Here is a 24892-nt window from a genome sequence, read left to right as displayed (position 1 = left end):
ATGAAGCGCTACGAACAGCTGGCTCAGGACATTGCTGAATTGATCCGTTCCGGTGCACTGCAGCCGGGCAGCCGGATTCCGTCTGTCCGGCTGGCGAGCCGTACCTACAAGGTCAGCCCGTCCACCGTTTTTCGCGCCTACTATCATTTGGAAAACCTGGGGTTGATCCATGCCCGTCCGAAGTCCGGTTACTTTGTTACCAGTCTGAGTCATCACGCCTTGCCATCGCCCCTGTCCGTCCCGGAAGGCACGACCTCAACGCCCGTGGATGTCAGTGAGCTGGTGTTCTCGTTGCTGCAGGCCATTCGGGATGCAAGGCAGGTCCCCCTCGGCTCGGCCTTTCCCGGACCGTCGCTGTTTCCCATGCAACGGCTGGCACGCTCCATGGCCAAGGCTACCCGTTTGATGGATCTGGGGTCGGTGGTGGCGGATCTTCCGCCGGGCAATCTCAACCTGCGCAGGCAGATCGCGGTTCGTTATGGCATTGCCGGTGTGTCGGTACCTGTGGAGGAAATCCTGGTCACGGATGGGGCGCTGGAAGCGTTGAACCTGTGTCTCCAGGCGGTGACCAGTCCCGGAGATCTGGTGGCGATCGAGGCGCCGGCTTTTTACGCCTGCCTGCAGGTGCTGGAGCGTCTCAAGTTGCAGGCTGTGCCGATCCCTGTCGACCCCCGCAATGGTATCGACCTGGATGCCCTGGCAGGGGCGCTGAAGAGTCACGACATTAAAGCCTGTTGGTTCATGACCAACTTCCAGAACCCCACCGGGGTGTCGTTGCCGACAGAACGCAAACAGCGGTTGGTGGAGCTGCTGCACCGGCATCAGGTGCCACTGGTGGAAGATGATGTGTATGGGGAACTGTACTACGGCAGTCAGGCCCCGGTGATGACCAAGGCCTTTGATCGTGATGGGCTGGTGATGCACTGCAGTTCATTTTCCAAGTGCCTGGCGCCGGGCTACCGGGTGGGCTGGGTGTCGGCAGGTCGCTACGCCGAAGCTATCCAGCGGCTGAAGCTGATGACGACCCTGTCGGCGTCGGTCCCGGCCCAGGCCGCCATTGCCGACTATCTCGAGTTTGGCGGGTTTGACCGCCACCTGCGGGGGTTGCGAGCGCGTCTGGAAAGCCAGAAACACCAGATGTTTGCGGCAATTGATCGATACTTTCCGAAAGATGTTCGGTTTACCCGGCCCGATGGTGGTTACTTTCTTTGGCTGGAGTTGCCTGCGCAGGTTGATACCCTGGATTTATTCCAGCGGGCGGCTGCCGAAGGGATCAGCTTGGCGCCGGGGCCGATGTTTTCCGCCACCCGCGAGTTTCGCCACTGCCTGCGGCTGAATTATGGTCAGCCCTGGTCAGACGGGCTGGAGCGGGCTGTAGCGCGCCTTGGGCAGCTGCTGGCCAACAACTGATACGCTTTAATATCGCCAAACTGATTCTGTTTCTCTGGCTTCTGAGCGACGACACTGGTGCCGCACCAATGTTTATCAGGGGTCAGCCATGACTGAACGTATTCCCGTCACCAACATTCCTGTGGCCAACCATCGACCGGCCACCTCACAACCCATTGTCACCAAAGGCTTCAGCGGTCGCTTCCGGAACCTGCGTATCGGCGGTGGCGTCCTGTTGTTTTTCCTGTACTTCGGCACCGTTTGGTTGCCCTGGAACGGCCAGCAGGCGGTGTTGTGGGATATCAGTCAGCGTCAGTTCCATATTTTTGGCGCCACCTTCTGGCCAGAGGACCTGACCCTGCTGATGGCAGGCCTGGTGGTCTGCGCCTTTGGCCTGTTTTTTATCACGGTCTTGGCCGGGCGGGTCTGGTGTGGTTACGCCTGTCCCCAGAGTATGTGGACCTGGTTGTTCCTGTGGGCGGAAAAGGTCACGGAAGGCGACCGCAACCAGCGCATTCGCCTGAACCAGGCGCCGTGGGGCGCGGACAAGCTGTTTCGCCGGTTCCAGAAGCACGGGTTGTGGTTGCTGATCAGTGCCGCCACTGCGTTGACTTTTGTCGGCTACTTCACGCCAATCCGGCCTTTGGTCACCGAGCTGCTGACCCTGGAAACCGGTGCAATGACTGCGTTCTGGCTGTTTTTCTTCACTGCCGCCACCTATATCAACGCCGGCTGGCTGAGGGAAAAGGTGTGTCTGCACATGTGCCCTTACGGGCGATTCCAGTCCGTGATGCTCGACGACGACTCAGTGGTGATCAGCTATGACAGCGCCCGCGGTGAGCCGCGAGGGCATCGCAAGCGCGAAGTTGCCCCGGCCAAGCAGGGGTTGGGGGACTGTATCGACTGCCAGCAATGCGTTCAGGTCTGTCCCACGGGCATCGACATTCGTGATGGCTTACAGATGGCCTGCATTGGGTGCGCAGCCTGCATTGATGCCTGTGATTCGATCATGGACCGGATGGGCTATGACCGTGGGCTGGTTCGCTATGCCAGCCAGAACCAGTTGGCAGGTGGGCGTTTCCGCCCCTTCCGGCCGAGGTTGGCGGGGTATGCGGTGGTGTTGGGGGTGATGGTGGCGGCGTTGGTGTGGGCGGTGGCGTCTCGTCCGCTGGTCAGCCTCGATGTGGCCAAGGACCGCACGCTGTTTCGTTACGATGGCGCTGGCCGGGTTGAGAACAGCTACCAGCTGCGGTTGCTGAACAAGTCGACGGTGACTGGCCAGTACCAGCTGGCCGTGGAAGGTCCAGCTGGCCTGGCGCTGGAAGGTTCGACGGACATCACATTGGCGCCCGGTGAAAGCCGAGACCTGGCGTTGGTGGTCTCTGTCCCGCCGGAACAGTTGGAGCAGTTGAGTACCGAGCTGATCTTCACCGCAGTGAACCGCCTGGAACCGGAGCATTCGGCCCGTCAGGGCAGTGCCTTCACCGGGCCGGCGTGGTACTGATCTGGTTTGGCAAGGCTGCTTGCACGGTGTAACCGGCCTTGCCACACCTTCTCATGGATGAAATAGGCGACGGTGTTGATAGCGGGCTCCACCATTGCGATGAGTCCGCCAACCCAGACGTCCCCAGTGAGCAGGTAGGCCACGGTAAAGGCAACGCTGAAGTGGGTCATGGCAAAGGTAGCGGTCTTAAGCAACGACTGGTCACCTGCCGTTCCGTGATGATGGACAAAGGCTTTTAATGCGCTCATAGCCGACTCCTGATGACGTTCAGATGACTAAGTGTGTATGAGTCAATTGAACAGTAAATGAGAAACCTTATCGATAAATCTGTTTCTCTGACCTTGATAGGTAACAGCTATCAATTTGTTCATTGTTGAGTGAATTTTCAATAGGTGACAACTATTGTTTGAATTGAATGGATAAATTTCACGGACGCCATCAGGGTGGCTATAGTGTTGCCTATGAACCCAGTGTCAGCTGGCACATTTGACGAACGTGAAGGGAGCTCTTACATGACGACGAACATCATTGGACTGGACACCGCCAAGACCCAATCCCTGGCGGATGCACTGAATGGCCTGTTGGCGAACTACCAGATTTTCTATATGAACGTCCGCGGGTATCACTGGAACATCAAGGGCGAGCGTTTCTTCGAACTGCACGTCAAGTTCGAGGAACTCTATAACGACCTGCTGATGAAAGTGGATGAAGTCGCCGAACGGGTACTGACCCTTGGGCATCGGCCAGTTCACGCTTACAGTGCCTACCTGGAGCGTTCCGAAGTCAGCGAAAGCAAGGATGTCTCTGACGGTCGCACGGCGGTCAGTGAGATTGTCGAGAGCTTTGCCAAGTTGATCAAAAAGCAGCGTGAACTGCTGGCCATGGCTGGTGATGCTGATGACGAAGGGACCGTGGCGCTGATGAGCGATTACATCTCTCAGCAGGAAAAGCTGGTGTGGATGTACCGCAGCTACCTCGGCGAATAAGCCTGGCGATTCCTTTCTAAACAGCGACCATGAGCGGTGGAATGTCCTGATGCAGGAACCACCGCTCGGTCACCACCTTACGGGTAAACCAGTGCGATCGCATCAGGGTGCCGGCCAGAGGGTTGCGCACCCAGTGGGGAATTTGCCAGCTGTCATGACGATGCATGGCGCGGGTGCCGAAACGTTCCGCGATGGCCTCGCCATAGGGTTGCAGCGCCTGGGCAGAGACATCCGTTGCTCTACGAATAACCTGCGCGGCCAGCAGTGCTGACTCCACTGCGGGGCGAATGCCTTCACCACTCTGGGTGTAAGCCAGGCCCGCCGCATCACCGATCAGCATGACGCCATCGTCCAGCAGGGGCCGCTCCGCGTGACTGTAGAGCAGGTAGGCGTGACCTTTGAAACGGCCCGGCAGGTCCGCAGGGATGCGTCCATTGGCCACCATTTCTTCGACAAAGCTGTTCAGGTGGTCGCTGAGTTTATGGTTATCTTCCCGCCCCAGGCCGATGTTCAGGAAATTGCCCTTTCGGAAGACCCAGGCATAGCCCTTAAGATCGCGGCAGAACCATAACTCCGGGGTGTCTCCCCGGGCCTTGCAGTCAGCGGTCTGCTGGGGCGTCATCTCAAACTCCACTTCCTTGGCCGCCACCACGGTCTCATGGCCGCCAGGGCCGTCCCCCAGCAGTTTGGCCACCGGACAGAAATGCCCGCCAGCGCCAATCAGTAACGGTGTTTCCCAGGTGTCGTTGATGACCCAGCGGTGGCCCTGACGTTCAATGCTACGAACTACCTGGTCCAGCGCCTTGTCTGCGTTCACCCGGTCCAGCAGGAAGTTGTCGAACTCGTATCGGCGTATGCCATAACTGACCACGTCACCGTGGTCATTCTCCACCGCGGGATGCCCCATCATGCCAATGCGGAACCGGCGAATTGGTTGCAGGGTGTGGTTCTTGCCATAGAGACCGGCATCGATACCGAGGCTTTCGAAAACGGTGGGTGTTACCCAGCCCGCGCAGGTTTTGTCCCGCGGAAAGGCCTGTTTGTCGATGATCAGGATGCGCTTGCCACTGTCCCGCAATGCCCAGGCCAGGGTGGAGCCGGCGGGGCCACCGCCAACAATGATCAGGTCGTAATAGTCCATCTCAATACTCCCTCATCTCAATCATTCGCCGGTGCTGCCGCAGACTGGTAGATGTCGCAGCGGCTCTGTGGCAGTTGGTGGTTGTCAGCCCGGGTAAACAGGACCTGGAACAGTTGCAGTGAACCGACTTCGAAGGCGGCAATGGAGCCCGCCAGGTAGAGACGCCAGGCCCGGGTGAAGTGCTCGTCGTACATGGCGGTGACGTCGTCGCGGTGCTGCTCGAACCGTTCCAGCCAGTGTTTGAGGGTCTGGGCGTAGTGCAGGCGCAGGTTTTCCACGTCCAGTACCGAGAAGTTGCCGGATTCGCAGATCGACAGGAATTCACTGAGGCTGGGGGGGTAGGCGCCAGGGAAAATCCGCTTCTCGATCCAGGTATTCATCAACATGGGCCGATTACGGCCAATGCTGTGCAGGAGTGCCAACCCGTTGGGTTTCAGACTGCGACGGATCAGTTCGGCCAGTTGCGGGTAGTTCTCCTTGCCCACGTGTTCGAGCATGCCGATGGAGACGAAGGCATCGCACTGCCCGGACAGGTTGCGGTAGTCGTCGTCAATGTACTCGATCCGGTGTTCCAGCCCCTGGCGCCGCGCTTCGGCACGGGCATAGGCGACCTGTTCCCTGGAAATGTTGTAGGCCTGGACCCGGACGCCATAGTGGCGGGCCATGTAACGCGCCAGTCCGCCCCAGCCGCAACCGGCTTCGATGACGGTCTGGCCGGGCTTGAGGCGAAGTTTGCGACACACATGTTCCAGCTTTGCCAGTTGGGCCTGCTCCAGGGTGAGATCCGGGCGTTCGTAGTAGGCGCAGGTGTATTGCATCTCCGCCCGGTCCAGCCACAACTGGTAGAAACGGTTCCCCAAATCGTAGTGGTGGTGAATGTTATCCCTGGCATCTTCAACACTGCTGGATCGTGGCGGCGGGGTGCGCCAGAGCGCTTCCAGCCATTTCGGCCAGTCTTCCCGGGCGCGGTGGATCGAACGGTAGAGCTCGGCCATAAGATCGGGCAGGTTGTTGTCCACATCCAGCCGGCCGGCGCTGTACAGATCGCCGAAGGCCAGGTTCGGGTTGGTGACCAGGGAGAACAGGGCGCGGGGATCTTTGACCGACAGGGTGTACTTCGGGTAGCCGGTTTCAGGTGCCACAACATCATTGTTCCACAACTTGAAGGCAATCGGCGGCGAGCCGGTCATCCGTAACAACTTGGTGATCAGCCAACGTTCGTAACTGTGCGGTTCCCGATCCACGGCCTGGCCCTCGACGGGCAGTGACAGGTAACCAGGCTCCTTGTCAGGGGGCGGGTTGGTGGCTTTTTTTACGGTACTGGAACGCATGAATGCTGATCTCCCTGATTGCCGGGCAGTCCTCCCGTCTTCATAGGGAGGGTGTCGGGCGTGTCTCGACAGCTGGCTGAGAGTCGCTGGTTCACTGTCCAGTATAGAAAATGATCAGATATTGTCACATTTGTGTCGTTAATCCCCCTGAAAACACAAAACCCCGGCATGTTGGCCGGGGTTTTGTGTCATTCCAGTCGGCGTCGTCAGTAGCTCGAATAGCCGCTTGATGAACTCATCCCGAACCATTCCGGGAAGATGAAAATGGCAATGAGAACCAGCGCCTGGAGGATGATGAACGGGATGACGCCTTTGTAGATGTCCATCGTGGATACCGACGGCGGTGATACTCCCTTGAGATAGAACAGGCTGAATCCGAACGGCGGTGTCAGGAAGCTGGTTTGCAGGTTCATGGCAATGAGGATGGCGAACCACAGCATGTTAATACCGAGGCTTTCCGCAATGGGCGCCAGGATGGGCACTACGATGAAGGAAATTTCCACAAAGTCGATAAAGAACCCGAGAACCAGGATGACCACCATGGCGAGGATCAGGAAGCCCCACTTCTCGCCGGGCAATTGCATGATCCATTCTTCCAACAGGTAATCGCCACCGCTGTAGCTGAACACCATCGAGAACGCCGTGGCGCCAATCAGGATGGCAAACACCATGGCCGTGACCTTGACGGTGTCGCGGGCAGCCTCCCAGACCATTGAGAAAGAGAACTGTCGGTATGCCAACGCCAGCACCAGGGCACCAACACCGCCGAGGGCGGACGATTCAGTCGGTGTGGCGATGCCGGTAAAGATAGAGCCGAGCACGATCACAATCAGTGCCAGTGGCGGGACGATGGCAAACAGCGCGCTGGCGATTTCCTGCTTGCGTGAGCGACTGGGATCGTCCGGCATAGCGGGTGCTGTTTGCGGCTTGAAGCGGGTCAGTATGAGGATATAAACAATGTACAGACCAACCAGCACCACCCCCGGAATGACGGCGGCCTTGAACAGGTCACCGACCGGCAGGCCAAGAACGTCGCCGAGGATAATAAGGATGATCGACGGCGGTACGATCTGACCGAGTGTGCCAGAGGCGCAGATGGTGCCGCAGCTCAACCGCTTGTCGTAGTTGTGAGCCAGCATCACCGGCAACGAAATCAGCCCCATAGCCACTACGCTGGCGCCAACAACACCGGTGGATGCGGCAAGGAGCGCGCCCACCAGGATGGTGGAGATGGCCAGACCGCCCGGTAGTCCGCCAAACAGGCGGCCCATTGAGGTCAGTAACTGCTCAGCCAGTTTGGTGCGCTGAAGCACAACGCCCATGAAGATAAACAGCGGAATGGCCATCATGACCGTATTCTGCATCACGCTCATGATCCGGTACGGCATGAACGCAAAAAGTTCCGGGCCCTGGGAAATCAGGCCGAAGACCAGTGCCACACCGCCAAAGGTGAACGCGACCGGGAATCCCCAGAGCAGCATCAGCAGGCACACGCCAAACATGATGATTCCAATCATGCCAGTCCCTCCCCACTGTGTTCGATCTGGTAACTACGGTCGCCTTTCAGCACCCGGAGCGCGAAGGTCACCATGCCCAGGCCGCTGGTAATAATGAACAGCGCAGACAGCGGAATCACTGCCTTGATGATCCAGCGGTAGGGGAGGCCGCCAGGGTCGCCACTGCTTTCACCGAGGTGGAGGGATTCTAGGGCAAAGCTGTAGCCGTAGGTTCCGATGAGGACGGCGAAAGGAATCACAAACACCAGGGCGCCAATCAGGTTGATCCAGGCCTTGAAAGTGTCGCTGCGACCGGCGTAGAACACATCAACCCGGACATGACCGTCGGTTTGCAGGGCGTAGGGGATGCCCAGCAGAAACACCACGGAATACAGGTGCCACTCCATTTCCTGCATTCCGATGGAGACATCGTTGAAAATGTAGCGGGTGATGACATCGTAAAACACATTGAACAGCATCAGTAGCATGGCCACACAGGCCACCCAGCCGCAGGCTCTGGATAGCCAGGCGAGGCCGTTATCCAGTTTCTCAATCCAGCGCATGGCGTTACCTCTTTAGAACGACAAAGCCGGGACTGTCTCAGGGGCAGTCCCGGCGTTCACTGCGGCCAGTTTACTCCAGCTCTGCCATGGTGTTGAGGTAGGCCCGGTCAGAAATGTTGGTGTAGGCGCGGGCGTTGTGGAGGTACGCGGCCTGGGAGTCGACGATGCGTCGAGCCAGGTCATCACGCTCGGCCGCTTCCTCCAGCAGTTTGTTGTTGGCGTTGTACATGGCCTGGATGACGTCATCCGGGAAGGTGCGGACCTGGATATTCGGGTGCTCGGACTGGATGGACGCCCAGGCGTTGGCATTCTCGTGCATGCTCATCACCAGCATGTCGTAAGCGGCCGTGCGCATGGCAACGCGGAGAATCTCTTGCAGGTCGTCCGGGAGTTTTTCCCAGCTGTCCTTGTTGATCAGGAACTGCAGCTCGGTCGCCGGCTCATGCCAGCCTGTGTAGTAGTAGTCGGCGATCTGCTGGAAACCCAGGCGCAGGTCAAGGGCGGGCCCTACCCACTCGACGGCGTCGATAGTGCCGCGTTCCAGCGCGGTGTAGAGCTCTCCCGGCGCAATGTTGGTTGGGTTTACGCCAACCTCGGCAAACACTTCACCCGCGAAGCCTGGGATACGCATTTTCAGGCCCTGCAGATCTTCCAGGGAATTGATCTCCTTGGTGAACCAGCCGCCCATCTGGATGCCGGTGTTACCGCCGGGGAATGACAGCATGTTGTGAGGCTCGTAGACCTCCTGCATCAGCTCCATGCCATCGTCGTAATAAAACCAGGCGTATTGCTCCAATGCGGTCATGCCAAAGGGCATGCTGGTGAAAAACAGGGTGTTGGGGACTTTGCCCTTCCAGTAATAGGAGGCGGAGTGCCCCATATCGTACTGGCCAGCCTTGACCATATCGAACACGCCAAAGGGGGCCTTGTGGCGGTTGGCGGAGTCAATGCGGATGGTCAGGCGGCCATCGGACATTTCGTCGACCATACGGGCCATGCCTTTGGTGACATCACCGAAGACCGGGAAGTTCGGGCCCCAGGTTTCAGCCATGCGCAGGGTATAGGTTTCTTCAGCAACCGCCTGGCCGGTGGAGAATGCAGAGGTCAGGGTGAGGGTCAGGGCAGAAAACACAGAACGTAATTTCATGGTTCGTCGATCCTTTCTGTCTTTATTGTGATTGTTTGAGGTGACGGGAGTTGCTCGGGTTAAAGCCGACTCCAGACGAATCCGTCGACGCGGATTGACCTTTTATTATGGTAGATGATGTAACTGTGGGTAGTTAGTCAAACGTCTTAGAACGGTGAATCTTTTTAGCCACCGCCGCTTATACCGATTACCAACACGAAGTCGCTGTGAAATGAGGTAGCATGGTGGTCAGTGGTCTATCTTGAAAGCCGTATAACGTCAGGAGGCAGCGATGAAAACGGTGCTGATTACCGGAGCAAACCGCGGGGTGGGGCTGGCCTTGGCCAGGCATTATGCAAGCGAAGGCTGGCAGGTGATTGGAGCGTGTAGGCAAGGCTCGGATGAGCTGGCAGAGGTCGCTGCCCAGGTTATCGACGGCGTCGATGTCACCACCGAGGAAGGTGTTGCGCGCCTGGCTGGAGAGTTGGGTGGTGTCCACTTGGACCTGCTGATCAACAACGCCGGATTGTTGCAGGACGAACAGCTGGGACACATCGACTTCGATTCCATTCGCCGCCAGATGGAAATCAATGCGTACGCCCCGCTACGGGTGACAGAAGCCTTGTTGGGGCACCTTGGCGATGGCAGCAAAGTCGCCAACATCACCAGCCGGATGGGGTCCATTGCCGATAATGATTCCGGCGGACGCTACGGCTACCGGGCATCCAAGGCGGCCCTCAATGCCTTTGGCAAGTCGCTGGCGGTGGACCTGAAACCCCGGGGGATTGCGGTCGCCCTGCTGCATCCCGGTTACGTCAAAACCCGCATGGTGAATTTTGGTGGGTTGATCACGCCGGAGGAATCGGCGGAAGGGCTGGCCCGGCGAATTGCTGATCTCAGCCTGGATAACACTGGGTCGTTCTGGCACAGCAACGGCGAGCTATTGCCCTGGTAAAGCGATGGTGGGGCGCAGACAACGGAGGTGTTGGCCATGAAGCCACGTATGAGCATGATTACCCTGGGGGTGGAAGACCTGGAACGATCGGTTCGGTTTTACCGGGATGGTCTCGGGCTGCCTCAGCTGGAGTCGCCGCCATCGGTCGCATTTTTTCCGTTGAATGGCACCTGGCTCGGCCTGTATGGGCGCGAAGACCTTGCCGAGGATGCCCAGGTCTCGGCGCAGGGGCAGGGTTTTCGTGGTGTGACCATTGCCCACAACCTGGACTCCGAGGCTGCTGTCGATCGCCTGATGGCCGAGGCCATTGCCGCTGGCGCCACCGAAATCAAGAAGCCGCAGAAGGTTTTCTGGGGCGGATACTCCGGCTATTTTGCGGACCCCGACGGCCACCTCTGGGAGCTGGCTCATAATCCGTTTATGTGGGTCGGCCCTGAGGATACCTGATTTGTTGACGACGACCCCAATGTTGCCCGAGCTTGGCATTATCGAAGGTTTCTACGGCCCACTCTGGCGATGGTCCGAGCGGGAGCGCCTGGTTGAAACCCTGGCCCCCCATGGTTATCGGTTCTATCTGTATGCGCCCAAAGCCGACCGTTATCTGAGGCGCGACTGGCAGCAGCCCCACCCTGCGGAGGACGCAGCGGCGCTGGCGCGCTTTGCCGGGTTCTGTCGTAGCCACGGGGTGCGTTTTGGTATCGGCCTGAGTCCATTCGAAATTTTTAACCGTTTTGACGATGGCGCCCGTTCTGCGTTAGCTGACAAACTGGCGTTTCTGGATGGGCTTGGGGTTGATGATCTGGCCATCCTGTTTGATGACATGAAGAGTGATACCCCGGACCTGGCTCGAACTCAGGCGGACATCGTCCATTGGGTCAAGGCCAGGACTGGCGCGGGCCGGTTATTTGTCTGCCCCAGTTACTATTCGGATGATGGCGTGCTGGACCGGGTATTCGGTCAACGCCCGGACCGGTATCTGGAAGACCTCGGTGCTGCCCTGGATCCGACTGTGGAAGTGTTCTGGACGGGCGAGGAAGTCTGTTCCCGGGAAATCTCGCCGGGGCATCTGGCCCGGGTCGCCGGCCAGCTCGGGCGGCGACCATTTCTGTGGGACAACTACCCGGTCAACGATGGTGACCGAATGTCCCGCCACCTTCACTTGCGGGCGGTGACCGGGCGGCCTGCAGCCAATGCCGATTTTATCGCCGGCCATGGGGTAAATCCGGCGTTGCAGTCCACATTGACCCAGATTCCGGCGGTGACCCTGGCAGAGAGCTATCGTCTCGGTGATCAATACCAGTATGGTCAGGCGTTCCGGAAGGCCGCCAGTCTCATTGTTGGGGACGAATTGGCAGCGCAGCTCAGTCGTGACCTGCTGGTACTCGAGGATGCCGGGTTGTCGCGGTTGAGCCAGGACAAGATGGCCGCGCTGAAGGCATGTTACCTTGGCTTTGATCACCCCGCTGCCAGAGAAGTGGTGGCATGGCTGTCCGGGCAGTACCAGGTCACTGATGAAATGGTGCAAACCCAGTAACAATGGGCTGTTGTCTTATCGGTCTTGGGAACCCGACCACCTATGATCCAGCTTAACCGTTTTGCCAGCGTGATTGGCCTGGCCTTGCTGTACTTCCTGGCAGGCTACTTCGGGCTTTCCCTGGCGTTCGAAACCACCAATGTGTCGCCGGTCTGGCCGCCATCGGGCATTGCTCTGGCCGCCTTGTTGCTGGCTGGAGAACGGGTTTGGCCGGCCATTACCCTGGGGGCCTTGCTGGTCAACTTCGTCTCCTTCGGCATTGATGCCGAAACCTGGCTGGTGAATGGCGCGGCATCACTGGCGATTGCCATCGGCAATACTGTGGAAGCCGTAGTCGCGGCCAGGCTGGTGCGCGGCAGCCTAGATGGCAACCGCTCCTTCCACTCCGTAACCGGGGTATTCCGTTACCTGTTGGCTGTAGCCGTGTCCGCTGGCGTCAGCGCCGTCGGTGGCACCCTGACGCTGGTTGGTTTTGGTTTTGGGTCCTTGGATCTTGCTGGCAGCATTCTGGCCACTTGGTGGCTGGGGGATTGCACCGGTATGCTGGTGATCACCCCACTGATTCTGGTCTGGCGGCAGAAGCCGCAGTGGAAGCCCAATTTCCGGCTGGTTGGTCATGGGCTGCTGCTGTCGGTGATTTTCCTGCTGGTCTCCTACCTGGTGTTCGGCAACCAAGTGACTGACAAGCCCAATGCCCGTTTGCTGACCTTCCTGTTTGTGCCCGGACTGGCCTATGCCGCTTACGTCTTCGGCCTGCGTGGCGTGACCCTCTGCGTTGCCGCCGTATCGAGCATTGCCATTTATGTCACCATCCAGGGGGGCGGTCCCTTCGTTTTCGGCAGTACTAATGACTCGCTGCTTGCTCTGGATGCGTTCATCGTACTTTGGGTTTGCTGCGGTTTGATGCTCGCCGCTGACCTGCTGGAATACCGTAGGCAGGCTGAAGAACGGCGACGAGAGATTCTGTTGCCGTGGTCGGTGCTGCTGTTTGCCCTGGGTGTGGCGATACTGATGTGGCGGATGGCCCTGGATACGGTTCAGGAGAAAGGCGCGGAGCAGTTCGACTATCTGGCCGAGACCATTCGCGAGCGGGTTTCCGATCGAATGCTCGACTATCAGCAAGTGTTGCGGGGTGGGATTGGTCTGTTTAACGCTTCTGAAACGGTGTCACGGAGTGAGTGGAAACGTTTTGTTGAAGACCTGGACCTGAGTGAGAACTACCCGGGTATCCAGGGAGTCGGGTTCGCGCGGTACATCCAGAGTGAGGTGGAAAAACAGACCTTCATGGCCTCGGTACGCGGGGACGGTTTTCCGGATTTTGAGGTCAAACCTGCCGGAGACCGGGAAGTCTATGTGTCGATTGTTTACCTGGAGCCCTTCGACTGGCGTAACCAGCGGGCCCATGGCTACGACATGTTCTCCGAAACCCTGCGCCGACAGGCCATAGCGGCGGCGCGGGACAGCGGTCAGGCCTCAGTGTCCGCCAAGATCACTCTGGTGCAAGAAACCAGTGTCGGCATTCAGTCAGGCTTCTTGATGTACCTGCCCCTGTATCAGGGGGGGATTGTCCCGGCGACAACGGCCCAGCGTCGTGAGTACATGCTAGGTGTGGTTTACAGTCCCTTCCGGATGGACGACCTGATGGAGGGGATTCTGAAAAGCCAGTTCCCCCAGGTGGCGGTAGCGGTGTTTGACGGGGATTCAGTCTCACCCAAGGACCTGATGTATCAGTCCGATGAGGTGCCGGGTTCGGCGTCACCGCTGGTCGACCCCTTCGTTTCCACTATTCCGGTGAACATCATTGATCGCACCTGGACGGTCCAGGTGACTTCGTTGCCAGCCTTTACGCACTCCCTCGACCTGCAGAAGGCCCAGGTCATCCTGATCAGTGGTGTGGTGATCAGCTTCCTGCTGTTTTCTTTTGTCCGGGCGCTGGTGTTCACCCGTTCCCGCGCGCTGGCTCTGGCCGAGGAACTGACGTCGGCACTGGTACGCTCGGAACAGAAGTTTTCAACCCTTGCCGACAATGCGAACGAGATGATTTTCATTGCCGACGGATCCGGACGGATTGAGTCGGCGAACCCGGCGGCGTCGGAAAGCTTACGGCTGACGGAAAAGCAGATGAGAGAGCTGTCGGTAGACCAGCTGTTTGTCGACAGTGAGCGTGAGCTGGTTCGTAACAGGTTGGAATTACTGCTGAAAACTGGATCGAACCACCGACGGGTGGAAAATATCCACTCGCAATGTGTGGATAACACCGGGCGGCGTTTCCCCGTTGAGTACTCCATGTCCCATTGGCAGGCAGATGGTGAAGACTTTATCGGGGTGATCCTGCGGGATGTGACCGCGCAGCGCCAGGCCGAAGAAAGCCTGCGTCAGGCCAGGGAAGCGGCGGAACAGGCCAACCGCGCGAAGAGCGATTTTGTTGCCAACATGAGCCATGAGATCCGCACCCCGATGAACGCGGTGCTGGGGATGACCCAGATTCTGGCGAAAACCCCCATGAGCAGCGATCAGCACCAGTATGTTGAGATGATCCAGACCGCAGGGCAAACGCTGCTTGAAATCATTAATGACATTCTTGATTTTTCGAAGATCGAAGCGGGACGCCTGGATATTGAGGCCGAACCCTTCGACCTGGACGAGCTGGTCAATAGTCTGGCGACCGTAATGACCATTGCGGCTGGCAACAAGTCGCTGCAGCCGGTGATCGGGGTATCCTCAGACGTTCCTCGTCGACTGGTGGGAGATGAGTTACGAATCCGCCAGATTTTGCTCAACCTGCTGTCCAATGCGATCAAGTTTACCGAACAGGGTGAAGTCGCCCTGCTGATCGAACTGGCGCATCAGGACGGGGATCAGGCAACCCTGCGCTGCAGTGTTCGTGATACCGGTATCGGGATGAATGAGGACCAGATACAGCGGTTGTTCCAGGCCTTTACCCAGGCGGATAGTTCAATGACCCGGCGTTTCGGGGGCACGGGGCTGGGACTGGCCATCTCCCGCCAGCTGGCGACGTTGATGTCAGGGGCGATTGAGGTTGTCAGTGAGGCTGGCAAAGGCAGCTGCTTTACCCTCACCGTGCCGTTGGCGGTACAGGATGTGACCGAGGGTGATGACGCGATCGACGCTTTGGCTGGGTTGCGGGTGTTGTTGCTGGATGGCAGTGAAACCGGTCGCGATTACCTGTCCCGCACCTTTGCGCAGACCGGTCTGCAGTTGGATGCTGTTGGTTCTGTTGAAGACGCGTTGGCGCTGATTGGTACAAAACATGCCCATGGCTTGCCCTACGACGTTGTAGTTACCGACCAGTTGCCCGACACACCGGAACGGGAGCAGGCATTGGCCAGTATGCGTGATGCTGCGGCCAATCCTGACCTGTTGGTCGTGGCGACGGTTTCGCCCCATGACTACGATCCCCAGGCCCGGCAAGGGCTGTCATCGCTGGTGTCGGCGGTGCTGGTCAAACCGGTCACACGGCAGCGGATGGTGGAAAAACTCTGTGAACTGCGCTCCGTAGGAACGGGCATAACCCGGACCAAGACTGAGCGGGAACGGCCGTTGCTGCGAACCTTGCAGGGCATCAGGTTGTTGCTGGTGGAAGACAATGACCTCAACCAGATTGTCGCTACCGAGTTCCTGGCGGGGGTGGGGGCGGAAGTCACCGTGGTTGGCAACGGCCAACTTGCGGTTGAGCGCCTGACAGCGGAGCCTGATGCCTATGACCTGGTGCTGATGGATATCCAGATGCCGGTGATGGATGGTTTGACCGCCACTCGCAAGATTCGCGAAGAACTGGGCCTGGAGCTGCCGATTGTGGCGATGACGGCGGGGGTTTTGGCCAGTGAGCGCGAAAGCTGCCAGGATGCCGGAATGTCGGACTTTGTGGCCAAGCCGGTGGTGTATGCGGAGCTGATCGAAACCGTTGCCCGGCACGTCGATGCGGTTGTGCCGGGTGACGCACGCCTGCCGGATGGCGGGACCGGCCAGGACACCCTATTGGCACCGCTCAGTCGTTTGCTGGCGGTCACGGGTAACGAATCCGGTGCCCGTGAAGCGGTATTGGCCATTGCCCGGAATGTGCTTAATCGTGGCCAGGTGCCTCTGGATCAGGCCTATCAGGACTGGCAGTCGGGTCAGCCCGACCAGGCGGCTGCCACCCTGCATTCGTTGCGAGGGCTGGTGGGAAGTCTGGGGGACACTCCGGTCACGGCCCTGTCCCAGCACCTGGAACAGGGCATTCTCAGAGGTGAACCTGACCTGGATGAGCTATGGCGCCAGATTCGTGAAGCCTACAGCCAGCTGTTGGCGGCACTGGATGAGTGGTTGTGGCAGAACAGCATGGACGGCCCTTCTGCTACAGAGGCTCCTTGAGGAGCGGGCGGACGGTCAGTCCAGGTAGTATTCCACGGTGGCGACAACCCGCACGGTCTTGATGGGTTGCTGGCCTTCACTGACACCCGGCGCCTGATCACGCGGCAGGATCTGGAAGACCCCCTGGTTGGCGCGGCGAATGCCGGCGAGGGTGGTGTCGGCATCCTGGGCAAACTGGCTGGCAGCTTCACGCGCCGCTGAGGTGGCCTCGGCAATCATCTCCGGCTTGATGCTGTTCAGGTCGCTGAACAGGTAAGTGGGGCCGCTGGGGCCGTAGTCAGCGGATAGAACGACGCCGGAGTCCACCAGCTCGCTGACACCCTGCGCCGCCTGCTGAATTTTGGTGATGTCACCGCTACGAACCATCAGGGTCTGGCTAACAATAAAGCGTTGGGCACCGCTCTGGTTCTGGTACGGGTTGGCGCGGGTATCCGTCACGTCCAGCCGCTGCAGTTCCACCGCCTCGCTGTCGATGGCTTGCAGCTGAAGAAAGGCCATGATGGCTTCGCGGCTGGCCCGTGCGCTTTCCTGAGCCTGTTGCAGGGTATCGCCGGTTGCGACGAAACGCAGCGGCCACAACGCCAGGTCAGCCTGCACTTCACGCTCGGCGACCCCTTTGACGGTGACAAAGCGGTCGCTGGTACGCAGGGACATCAATCCCTCCATGATCAGGGCGGAGGACAGCACGGTGGCGATGGCCAGAATCAGGGCCGGTAGGGTTTTCATGGAACATCCTTTTTTCGGGCTTAATGGCTTGTAACCGGCCAGTGAGGTCTCACAAACCGGTTCACGACTTCGACAACATTGCCGACGGGCTGCCCAGCGTCAAGTGACAGTTTGTGCAGGTTGGGGACCGTTCGCGAGGGACACAGGGGGTCACCATGTCAACCTTAATCATAGAGTGTGTCCGTGGGGACATCGCTAACCAGCCGGATATGGACGCCGTAGTAAACGCGGCCAATGCCCAGTTGCTACCGGGGGCCGGGGTTGCCGGCGCCATCCATCGGGCGGCCGGGCCAGAGCTGGCTGACGCGTGCCGGGCCCTGGCCCCCATCGCTACCGGAGAGGCGGTGATCTCGAGTGGGTTTGGCTTGCCCAACCGCTTCGTCATCCACTGCCTGGGCCCTATCTACGGGATTGATGAACCCTCCGCTGACCTGCTTGCCGATTGCTACCGCCATGCCCTCAAGCTGGCGGATGACCATGGCCTGGCATCCATTGCTTTTCCGGCGATCTCCACCGGAGTTTTCGGTTACCCGTTTACCGAAGCAGCGAGGGTCGCCATCGCCACGGTGATGTCTTTTGCCGATGGCGTTCCATGCCTGGAACGGGTGCGCTTTGTGCTGTTCAGTGAAGCCGATCAGGCCGAGTTCCAGCGGGTGCTGGATGAGGTGCGGAAGGCCGATGGAGGCGACGCGTGATTCAACCGAAAATCCTGCTGCTGACGTCGCTGGCGATGGTGGCATTTGCCGGGAACTCGCTGTTGTGCCGGGCGGCGCTGCGGGACACGGCTATTGATCCAGCCAGCTTTACCACGGTTCGGTTGGTCTCCGGGGCACTGATGCTGTGGCTTCTGGTGGCGGTGCGCCAATCCACGCCGTTTCCCCGGGGTGGATCCTGGTGGTCGGCGCTGGCGCTGTTTGTCTATGCCGCTGGTTTTTCATTTGCCTACGGTGGCCTGACTGCCGCGATGGGGGCGTTGCTGCTGTTCGGCGCGGTTCAGGTCACCATGATTGGGGTTGGCATCGTTCGTGGGGATCGCCCCGGGGGAACCCAGTGGCTGGGGCTGGTCGTGGCCTTTTCCGGGCTGGTGGGGCTGTTGCTGCCAGGCTTGTCGGCGCCGCCTCTGGCGAGTTCCGCGTTCATGATTCTGGCTGGCGTGGCCTGGGGGATCTACTCGCTGCGTGGCAAGGGGGCGGGGGAACCAACGCTGGCAACGGCCGGTAACTTTTTGCGTTCGGTACCGATGGCCTTGCTGCTGATACCCGTAATGACGTCGTCCATCGAGCTGGACCAGGACGGGCTGCTGCTGGCTGTCGCCTCTGGAGCCCTCGCATCCGGATTGGGGTATGCGGTCTGGTATACCGTGGTGCCCCAGCTGCGGTCGGCGTCGGCGGCAACGATTCAGCTGAGTGTACCGGTGATTGCTGCCGTAGGGGGGGTGCTCCTGCTTGGAGAGCCGCTGACCGTCAGGCTGGTCGTGGCTGGCGCGGCGGTCCTTGGGGGCATTGCTCTGGTGATCCTGAGTCGGAAGGGCTGAGTAGCCGAAAAAAGCCCGGCGTGATGTCGATCAGGCCGGGCCAGAGGGGCGAATCAGGCGCCAAACAGGGCTGATCGCAGGGGGGCCATGAAGCGCCCGCCGCGGCTGGATTCGCGCTTGCTCTTGCGGCCGTCGAACTCAATGTAACCGTCTTCGATCGGATCGAATCGCAGGGTTTTGACGTCCTCCAGGTAATTCTGTGAGGACTTCCAGGGGCCGTGGCTGCCTTGACGGGGAAGGCGGTCGGCGGCGCGCTTGATGTAACCAGCTTCGAGCGAACCGAGGATGGTGTCTTCGGTACGGCTGTTCTCGACGTCCCTGGTTACGCACACCGTGTGGTTGTTGCGATCCATGTGGTTGAGCAGACGGCAGACATACTCGCTGGCGATGTCGGCTTTCAGGGTCCAGGAGATATTGGTGTAGCCGACGATCATGGCGGCGTTAGGCAAGCCTTCCACCAACACATTCTTGTACAGCATGGTGTCGCTAACCTTGAGCGGTTGCTGGTCGATCTTGACCTCCATGCCGCCCATGATCTGCACGTCCAGCCCTGTGGCCGTAATGATAATGTCAGCTTCCAGCTCCTGGCCGGACTTCAGCAGGATGCCCTTATCGGTAAAGCGTTCAATGTGGTCGGTAGCCATGGACGCCTTGCCCGCCTTGATGGCCTTGAACAGGTCGCCATCAGCCACCACACACAGGCGCTGATCCCAGGGATTGTAGTCGGGCGAGAAATGGCGCATGTCGGCTTTGCCATTCAGCTGGCTGCGGATGATACCCAACAGCAGACGGCGGACGGCTTTCGGGTTCTTGCGGGCGCGCTCGAAAATGGTTCTTGCCAGGGTGATGTTGCGTGCGCGGGTCAGGCGGTAGGCCAGCTTGTCCGGCAGAATCTTCTGCATGGTGACCGAGACCGGGTCGATGGACGGCAGCGGCATCAGGTACGTTGGCGAACGCTGCAACATGGTCACGTGCTCAGCCTTGTCGGTCATGGTCGGAACCAGCGTGATGGCGGTTGCGCCGGAGCCGATCACGACGACTTTCTTGCCACTGTAATCCAGGTTTTCCGGCCAGTGCTGGGGGTGAATGACCTGGCCCTTGAAGTCGGCTTCGCCCGGGAAATCCGGTTTGTAGCCAGCATCGTAGTTGTAATAACCGGTACAGCCGACCAGGAAGTTGGCGGTGTAGCTTTCTTTCTCCCCGGTGTGTTCACACTCGACGTCCACCGTCCAGCATTTATCGGTGCTGGACCAGTTGGTGTTGGTCACCTTGCGGCCAAACCGGATATTGTCGGTAACCCCGTACGACTCTGCTGTCTCGATCACGTACTTTTTGATGGAAGGGCCATCGGCCAGCACCTTGCCACCCGTCCAGGGGCGGAAATTGTAGCCAAAGGTGTACATGTCGGAATCTGAACGAATGCCGGGGTAGCGGAACAGGTCCCAGGTGCCGCCAATGGCGTCCCGACGTTCCAGAATAGCGTACCGCTTGTTGGGGCACTCTCGGGTCAGGTGGCAGGCCATGCCGATACCGGAGATACCGGCACCTACGATGAGGACGTCGAAGTGTTGTTGGCTCATGAGGTTAACCTCTTGTTCTTTGTGTCAGCTTAGCACCCCGAAACATCAGGGGGCATCGAGCGTCGGTGGACGCCAGTGTCGTCTATGAAAGCTACGTTACGGCTCGGTCAACGGGGGGGAATTGGCCGTCAGGCGGTCATCGGCTGTAAGTGCGGCCAAGGTGATGAGCAAGGGCTGGCGGTTGTGGCACCTGAGCCCATGACAGCCGCGGCCTGGCTGCCATTGGGGGGCTATTGTGGCAAAACGGGGTTGGTCGTTGGCTGCCAACAGGTTGTCCCATTGGGACTGATGGTTTTTGGTGCGGTTTAGCGGGCTGGTGTGCAATCGACCGCTGGTGCGCCGGCAAACTGCTGCTGAAAGTGCTGTATTTGCCGCTCCGGGTCTTTGAAGGGGACCGGTAGTGGCCGCAACAGATAAAGCACATCCCCTTTGTGGCGATGCGTTTCGATGTCAGGGAACTCACCGTCACTGTTGGTATGTACCGGCGACAGGACGGCAATCGAGAGTTCCGGCGCTCGATGCTGCAAGGCCTCTATGGTGCCCAGGTGGCTTTCGCTGTGAAAGGTGCCGGTCAGGTGGATGATCTGGGCACCGGGGTGTTGCTGATGGGCGAGCAGGATGCGGCTGGCCATGGTGTTATCCCGCAACAGCTGGGCCTGATAGCTGTTCATCAGGCGGCCCTGGTCGCCGGCGCCATGGCGGCCTTCTCCCATGGCGGAGAGGAATTTGTCCCGATAGGCATCGGAGCCCACAAACGGTTGCTCCGGTAAGGTGTCACGAACCTCGGCCGGCAGGCTGTCCAGGTAACCGGGTCCCAGGCGGCCAACGCAGCGCACCACATTCGCCGGCGCGTTGGCGGCAACCACGGGCAGACCGTTGGCAATGGCAAACTCAACCAAAGGACGATAGGACGCCCGGTAATTGTCCCAGGCAGCCGCGTCTTCCATCATCTCGCGTTCGCCGGTTTCACCCTGCAGGTACAGATCCAGTGCAGGCTGGCGATCAATGGCAAACTGCTCCAAGGTCAGAACCTGGTTGGGGCGGGCCTGGTAGAGCGCCTGCTGGACTTGCGATTGAAGCAGGTGAGCAGCTGGGTGACCGTGGTACTCGCCAATAACAACCACATCCGCGGAGGCCAGTTGTGGCGTAAGCGCTGGCAAGGTCTGAGCGGCCGCCGTGGCGGCGTCGATGAGGCGGGTGTCGTAGAGGGTTTGCAGAGGTGGGTTAGTGGCGACATCGGTGGCATTGAGGGTTGTGCATCCGGCCTCAGCCAGCAGCGCCACCACCATCAGGCATTGGCTGAGTTGTCTCATCAGATTCTCCAAGTGACCAGGCAGACGCTCCCAAGGTTACGCTAAGTAACTGAAAAGCTGAACTAGTTGTGCCACGCTCTGCCTCCCGTCAACAGGTGTTCATGGAGAACACTGCGGGTCCATTGTTTTTTGAGAAGGTCTTCGAATTTTGAGCAAACGTAATCGTATGGCGACCCGGTCGCTCTGGCACCCGGCGTTCTGGCCGTCCTGGGGCGTGGTCTTTGTGCTGTACCTGCTGTCCTGGCTTCCCCTTTCAGTGAAGCACTCATTGGCGACGCGCCTGGGCAAATTGCTCCACCGCAAACTGAAGTCCCGGACCCGGGCCGTGTCGGCGAATCTGGCGGCCTGCTTTCCGGACATGCCGGAAGACGAACGCCAGCAACTGGTGGAAGATGCGTTTGTATCCTGCGCCATGGGGGTTTTTGAAAGCATCCACAGCTGGTGGCGGGACACTCGCCAATGGCAGCTTGATGCTGAGGTCGTTGGTGTTGAGCACCTGCAGGACGCCATTGCCCGCAACCGGGGGGTGCTGTTGATCGGTGGTCATTACAGCATCCTTGACCTGGCCCTGCCGTTGGTCGGGTACAACCTGACAAAACCGGGCTATATGTACCGGCCCAACAATAACCCGGTCATTGACCGCATGATCGAAAAGGGGCGTCGCCGTTACTTCGGAATTCAACCGTTCAACAAGCGTCAGTTAAAAGACATGATCGGGTTCCTGCAAGAGGGTGGGCAGGTCTGGTATGGCTGCGACCAGGATTTCGGCGGTAAAACCGAGTTGTTCGTGCCGTTCTTCGGTGTTGAGACCGGCTGCATCAGCACGCCAACTTACGTTGCCCGGGAGTCTGGTGCATCGGTGATCTGTGTCAGTCATCTGAGAACGCCGGAAGGCAACTACCGGATTGAATTTTCTCCGATTCAGGAAACGTTCGGGCAGGACCCTGAACAGGATGCCCGGATCTGGAATGGCTTTATTGAACAGGCCATTCGCCAATACCCGGATCAGTACCTGTGGCTGCACAAGCGCTTCAAAACCCGCCCTGAGGGCGCGGCCCCCATCTATTCATAGGTGCTTTTCTTAGGCACCTCTCATAGGCACGGCTCCCACATCACAGCGCCAGGTCGATGCCGCCAGGGTAATTCTGGCAGGCATTCGGCTATGGCCGTGATACGTCTAGTCGGATAATCTGCCGGGTCAGACCAGCGCGGCCATACTCTCAGGATTGGCCCCCATGAGTTGACGACAGATCCGGGTTTGGAGACCTGACCTATGTTGCCTTTGCGTTTCATTGACCGCCTCAAGTTCTTTGTTGAACGACAGTTCGTGAAGGGCGCCGCATTCCAGTTGGTGATTGTTGCTCTGGTTATTGGCCTGATATCGGTCGTCGGCGGTTTGCTGGTAGCGCCGGTTGAGGGGGCTTTCGATAGTCTGGGCTCTGCGATCTGGTGGGCCTTCCTGAGGCTGACCGATCCGGGCTATCTGGGGGACGACGCCGGTAACTGGCAACGCTTTGTTTCAACACTGCTCACGCTGCTGGGGTACGTGGTGTTCCTGGGCGCGCTGGTGGCCATCCTCACCCGCTGGTTGATTACCTTGATGAACAACCTGGAACGGGGCCTGACGCCGGTGTCACTGCGCAATCATGTGGTGGTACTGGGCTGGACGCCGTTGACCCTGCCCCTGGTGGCTGAGTTGTTGCAGGCATCGCCGCGGGTACGGCGGTTCCTGGAGCTGAACGACGCTCGTCGCCTGCGCTTGGTGGTGTTGTCTGAAGACGTGTCGGCGCACCAGGCCCTGGCGTTAAGAAATGAGCCGGACATTGGCAGCAAGGGGCGCCATGTCATTCTGCGGTCGGGTCTGGCGATCCAGCCGGAAGCCCTTGAACGGGTAGCGTGTCTGGCGGCGGCCGCGGTGATCATTCCGGGTGCACGCCAGGATGCGGACAGCCTGGTGACATCCGACGTGGAAACGGTAAAGGCGCTGCTGTCGATTGCTGCTCAGGCACGGCAAACGAATCAGCCGCTGCCCTTTGTGGTGGCGGAACTGCATGACCCCCGCAAACGCCGGGTGATCGAAAAGGCCTACCCTGGTGCAGTAGAAGTGGTTGCGGGGGACGCCACCATCAGCCGGCTGATGGTCAAGTCGGTGATGCACCCGGGGCTGTCGGAGGTGTACACCGAGCTATTGACGGCGAGTGAGGGTAATCAGCTCTACCTGCGCAGTGGCGAGACCGCAGCCGGTATGACCCTGGGGGCATTGGCTAATCAGCGCCCCAAAGCCTTGCTGCTAGGGCTGATGCGAAAGAACGGTGCCGACTGGCGGATTGAGTTGCTCGCACCGACCGACACGGTGATTGAAGCCAGTGACCGGGTGGTCATGCTGGCGGGGCGGTATGAGGATACCGACCCTTCTCCCAGAGGGGAGACGGTAACCGCATTGCCGAGGCAGACGAGCCCACAGCTCAGTCCAGTTACCGCCAAACAAAAACGTATCCTGATCCTGGGCTGGAGCCGGAAGGTGCCGGTCATTCTGGAGGAGTTCAACCGCTATGGCCCCTGTCGGTTCCTGATCGACGTGGTGTCGGTGGTGCCGCTGGCCCGGCGGGCCAGTGCCCTGAGTGGGATCGCGGATAGCCTGGAGTGGCTGGAGGTGCGTCAGCTGGAAGCAGATTACCTGGTGGAGGGGACCCTTCGGAGGTTGAACCCGGCTGAGTATGACTCGGTGATCCTGATGAGTAACGACCGTCTTGCGACGGAAGAAGAAGCGGATGCCCGCGCCATGATGGGACATCTGCTGCTGGAAGACCTGCTGGCAGGTCAGCCCCGGCGTCCCCAGGTGATACAGGAACTGAGCGACCCGGATAATGAGGCTCTGCTCGGGGTCGGCCAGAGCGAAATCCTGATCAGCCCGATGATACTCAGCCACCTGCTGGCCCAGGTTGCCTTGAGGCGGGAACTGAGGCGGCTGATGGATGAGCTGCTGGGACACGGCGGCATGGAGTTTCAGTTGCGCATCCCGGAAGCCTATGGCCTGCCAGACAGCGCTGGGTTCCGGGCTTGTGAAGCCGCCGCGGCCGAGCGTGGAGAAATGCTGGTGGGGCTCTACCGTGGCCAGCCACAGGCGGACGGCCGTCAGTTGCAGCTGAACCCGCTGGCCAAGGATTCGCTCCAGCTGCAGGTGGGCGACCGACTGGTAGTCCTGGCGAGAGGGGGCTAAACCGGCCCCGGTAGCGGCACGGTACTGTGGAATGAGCCGTGTGACGTGGGGGCTTGCAGCGGGTTTGTGGTGTGCATATATAGGGTATTCATAAGAAAAATGCTGGGAATAGATAATATA

21 protein-coding genes are annotated in these 24892 nt (G+C 59.4%); 12 read left to right on the top strand and 9 right to left on the bottom strand.

Going from position 1 to position 24892, the window contains the following annotated elements; translation table 11 throughout:
• Window positions 1-1410, top strand: coding sequence for an aminotransferase-like domain-containing protein (locus tag BMZ67_RS00805; RefSeq protein ID WP_092020871.1), 1410 nt, complete (start codon window positions 1-3; stop codon window positions 1408-1410).
• A gap of 88 nt (window positions 1411-1498) precedes the next feature.
• Window positions 1499-2893 carry a cytochrome c oxidase accessory protein CcoG gene (ccoG, locus tag BMZ67_RS00800; RefSeq protein ID WP_092020024.1) on the top strand — a complete coding sequence of 465 codons (1395 nt, stop codon included), beginning with the start codon at window positions 1499-1501 and terminating at the stop codon, window positions 2891-2893.
• Here the strand turns inward: ccoG and BMZ67_RS00795 are convergent.
• Window positions 2857-3141 carry a DUF2061 domain-containing protein gene (locus BMZ67_RS00795; RefSeq protein ID WP_175481806.1) on the bottom strand — a complete coding sequence of 95 codons (285 nt, stop codon included), beginning with the start codon at window positions 3139-3141 and terminating at the stop codon, window positions 2857-2859. The two genes, ccoG and BMZ67_RS00795, sit on opposite strands and share 37 nt — an antisense overlap.
• Before the next feature lie 264 nt (window positions 3142-3405).
• Here BMZ67_RS00795 and BMZ67_RS00790 point away from each other — a divergent pair, with 264 nt between their 5' ends.
• Entirely contained in the window at window positions 3406-3879 is a 474-nt protein-coding gene (locus BMZ67_RS00790) for a Dps family protein (RefSeq protein WP_092020023.1), read from the top strand.
• A 16-nt stretch (window positions 3880-3895) separates the two neighbouring features.
• Here BMZ67_RS00790 and BMZ67_RS00785 read toward each other — a convergent pair whose 3' ends face one another.
• The 5 genes from BMZ67_RS00785 to BMZ67_RS00765 all read right to left on the bottom strand — a co-directional run bounded on the left by BMZ67_RS00785 (window position 3896) and on the right by BMZ67_RS00765 (window position 9557).
• On the bottom strand, window positions 3896-5020 hold the full coding sequence (locus tag BMZ67_RS00785; RefSeq protein ID WP_092020022.1) for an NAD(P)/FAD-dependent oxidoreductase: 1125 nt from the start codon (window positions 5018-5020) through the stop codon (window positions 3896-3898).
• A 17-nt stretch (window positions 5021-5037) separates the two neighbouring features.
• The gene (locus tag BMZ67_RS00780) at window positions 5038-6351 is read right to left on the bottom strand and encodes an SAM-dependent methyltransferase (RefSeq protein ID WP_092020021.1); all 1314 of its coding nucleotides are present in this window, start codon (window positions 6349-6351) and stop codon (window positions 5038-5040) included.
• A 206-nt stretch (window positions 6352-6557) separates the two neighbouring features.
• Window positions 6558-7868 (bottom strand): TRAP transporter large permease, encoded by a 1311-nt coding sequence (locus BMZ67_RS00775; RefSeq protein WP_092020020.1) that lies wholly within the window; start codon window positions 7866-7868, stop codon window positions 6558-6560.
• The gene (locus tag BMZ67_RS00770) at window positions 7865-8410 is read right to left on the bottom strand and encodes a TRAP transporter small permease subunit (RefSeq protein WP_092020019.1); all 546 of its coding nucleotides are present in this window, start codon (window positions 8408-8410) and stop codon (window positions 7865-7867) included. The genes BMZ67_RS00775 and BMZ67_RS00770 overlap by 4 nt, the downstream gene beginning before the upstream one ends.
• A 70-nt stretch (window positions 8411-8480) precedes the next feature.
• Window positions 8481-9557, bottom strand: coding sequence for a TRAP transporter substrate-binding protein (locus BMZ67_RS00765; RefSeq protein ID WP_092020018.1), 1077 nt, complete (start codon window positions 9555-9557; stop codon window positions 8481-8483).
• 271 nt (window positions 9558-9828) lie between these two features.
• Here BMZ67_RS00765 and BMZ67_RS00760 point away from each other — a divergent pair, with 271 nt between their 5' ends.
• The 4 genes from BMZ67_RS00760 to BMZ67_RS00745 are packed head-to-tail and all read left to right on the top strand — an operon-like array spanning window position 9829 to window position 16399.
• Window positions 9829-10491 (top strand): SDR family oxidoreductase, encoded by a 663-nt coding sequence (locus BMZ67_RS00760; RefSeq protein WP_092020017.1) that lies wholly within the window; start codon window positions 9829-9831, stop codon window positions 10489-10491.
• A gap of 36 nt (window positions 10492-10527) precedes the next feature.
• Window positions 10528-10938 (top strand): VOC family protein, encoded by a 411-nt coding sequence (locus tag BMZ67_RS00755; RefSeq protein ID WP_092020016.1) that lies wholly within the window; start codon window positions 10528-10530, stop codon window positions 10936-10938.
• Window positions 10939-10957: 19 nt separating this feature from the next.
• The gene (locus tag BMZ67_RS00750) at window positions 10958-12025 is read left to right on the top strand and encodes a beta-N-acetylglucosaminidase domain-containing protein (RefSeq protein ID WP_092020015.1); all 1068 of its coding nucleotides are present in this window, start codon (window positions 10958-10960) and stop codon (window positions 12023-12025) included.
• A gap of 42 nt (window positions 12026-12067) precedes the next feature.
• On the top strand, window positions 12068-16399 hold the full coding sequence (locus BMZ67_RS00745; RefSeq protein WP_092020014.1) for a CHASE domain-containing protein: 4332 nt from the start codon (window positions 12068-12070) through the stop codon (window positions 16397-16399).
• 15 nt (window positions 16400-16414) lie between these two features.
• Here the strand turns inward: BMZ67_RS00745 and BMZ67_RS00740 are convergent, their stop codons facing one another.
• Window positions 16415-17125, bottom strand: coding sequence for an SIMPL domain-containing protein (locus BMZ67_RS00740; RefSeq protein ID WP_092020013.1), 711 nt, complete (start codon window positions 17123-17125; stop codon window positions 16415-16417).
• 155 nt (window positions 17126-17280) lie between these two features.
• Here BMZ67_RS00740 and BMZ67_RS00735 point away from each other — a divergent pair, with 155 nt between their 5' ends.
• Both BMZ67_RS00735 and BMZ67_RS00730 read left to right on the top strand, forming a co-directional pair.
• Window positions 17281-17820 carry a macro domain-containing protein gene (locus BMZ67_RS00735; protein ID WP_092020012.1) on the top strand — a complete coding sequence of 180 codons (540 nt, stop codon included), beginning with the start codon at window positions 17281-17283 and terminating at the stop codon, window positions 17818-17820.
• The gene (locus BMZ67_RS00730; protein WP_245749879.1) at window positions 17820-18659 is read left to right on the top strand and encodes a DMT family transporter; all 840 of its coding nucleotides are present in this window, start codon (window positions 17820-17822) and stop codon (window positions 18657-18659) included. Before BMZ67_RS00735 ends, BMZ67_RS00730 begins: the two co-directional genes overlap by 1 nt.
• A 53-nt stretch (window positions 18660-18712) precedes the next feature.
• On the opposite strand, the gene BMZ67_RS00725 is transcribed toward BMZ67_RS00730, so the two are convergent.
• Window positions 18713-20239: a flavin-containing monooxygenase gene (locus BMZ67_RS00725; protein WP_092020011.1), complete on the bottom strand. Its 1527-nt coding sequence runs from the start codon at window positions 20237-20239 to the stop codon at window positions 18713-18715.
• 84 nt (window positions 20240-20323) lie between these two features.
• Between BMZ67_RS00725 and BMZ67_RS00720 the strand changes: the two genes are divergently transcribed.
• Window positions 20324-20548 (top strand): hypothetical protein, encoded by a 225-nt coding sequence (locus BMZ67_RS00720; protein WP_092020010.1) that lies wholly within the window; start codon window positions 20324-20326, stop codon window positions 20546-20548.
• Here BMZ67_RS00720 and BMZ67_RS00715 read toward each other — a convergent pair.
• Entirely contained in the window at window positions 20545-21552 is a 1008-nt protein-coding gene (locus tag BMZ67_RS00715) for a ChaN family lipoprotein (RefSeq protein WP_245749829.1), read from the bottom strand. The two genes, BMZ67_RS00720 and BMZ67_RS00715, sit on opposite strands and share 4 nt — an antisense overlap.
• 148 nt (window positions 21553-21700) lie before the next feature.
• Between BMZ67_RS00715 and BMZ67_RS00710 the strand changes: the two genes are divergently transcribed.
• Together BMZ67_RS00710 and BMZ67_RS00705 are read left to right on the top strand one after the other, a co-directional pair.
• Window positions 21701-22624, top strand: a complete 924-nt coding sequence (locus tag BMZ67_RS00710) for an LpxL/LpxP family acyltransferase (RefSeq protein ID WP_245749828.1) — start codon at window positions 21701-21703, stop codon at window positions 22622-22624.
• A gap of 201 nt (window positions 22625-22825) precedes the next feature.
• Window positions 22826-24772, top strand: a complete 1947-nt coding sequence (locus tag BMZ67_RS00705; RefSeq protein WP_092020008.1) for a CASTOR/POLLUX-related putative ion channel — start codon at window positions 22826-22828, stop codon at window positions 24770-24772.
• Window positions 24773-24892: the final 120 nt, after the last annotated feature.

Origin of the sequence: Marinobacter zhejiangensis (genome assembly GCF_900114775.1) — a bacterium.
Classification (GTDB): Bacteria; Pseudomonadota; Gammaproteobacteria; order Pseudomonadales; family Oleiphilaceae; genus Marinobacter; species Marinobacter zhejiangensis.
This window is presented reverse-complemented; position numbering and strand designations above follow the sequence as displayed.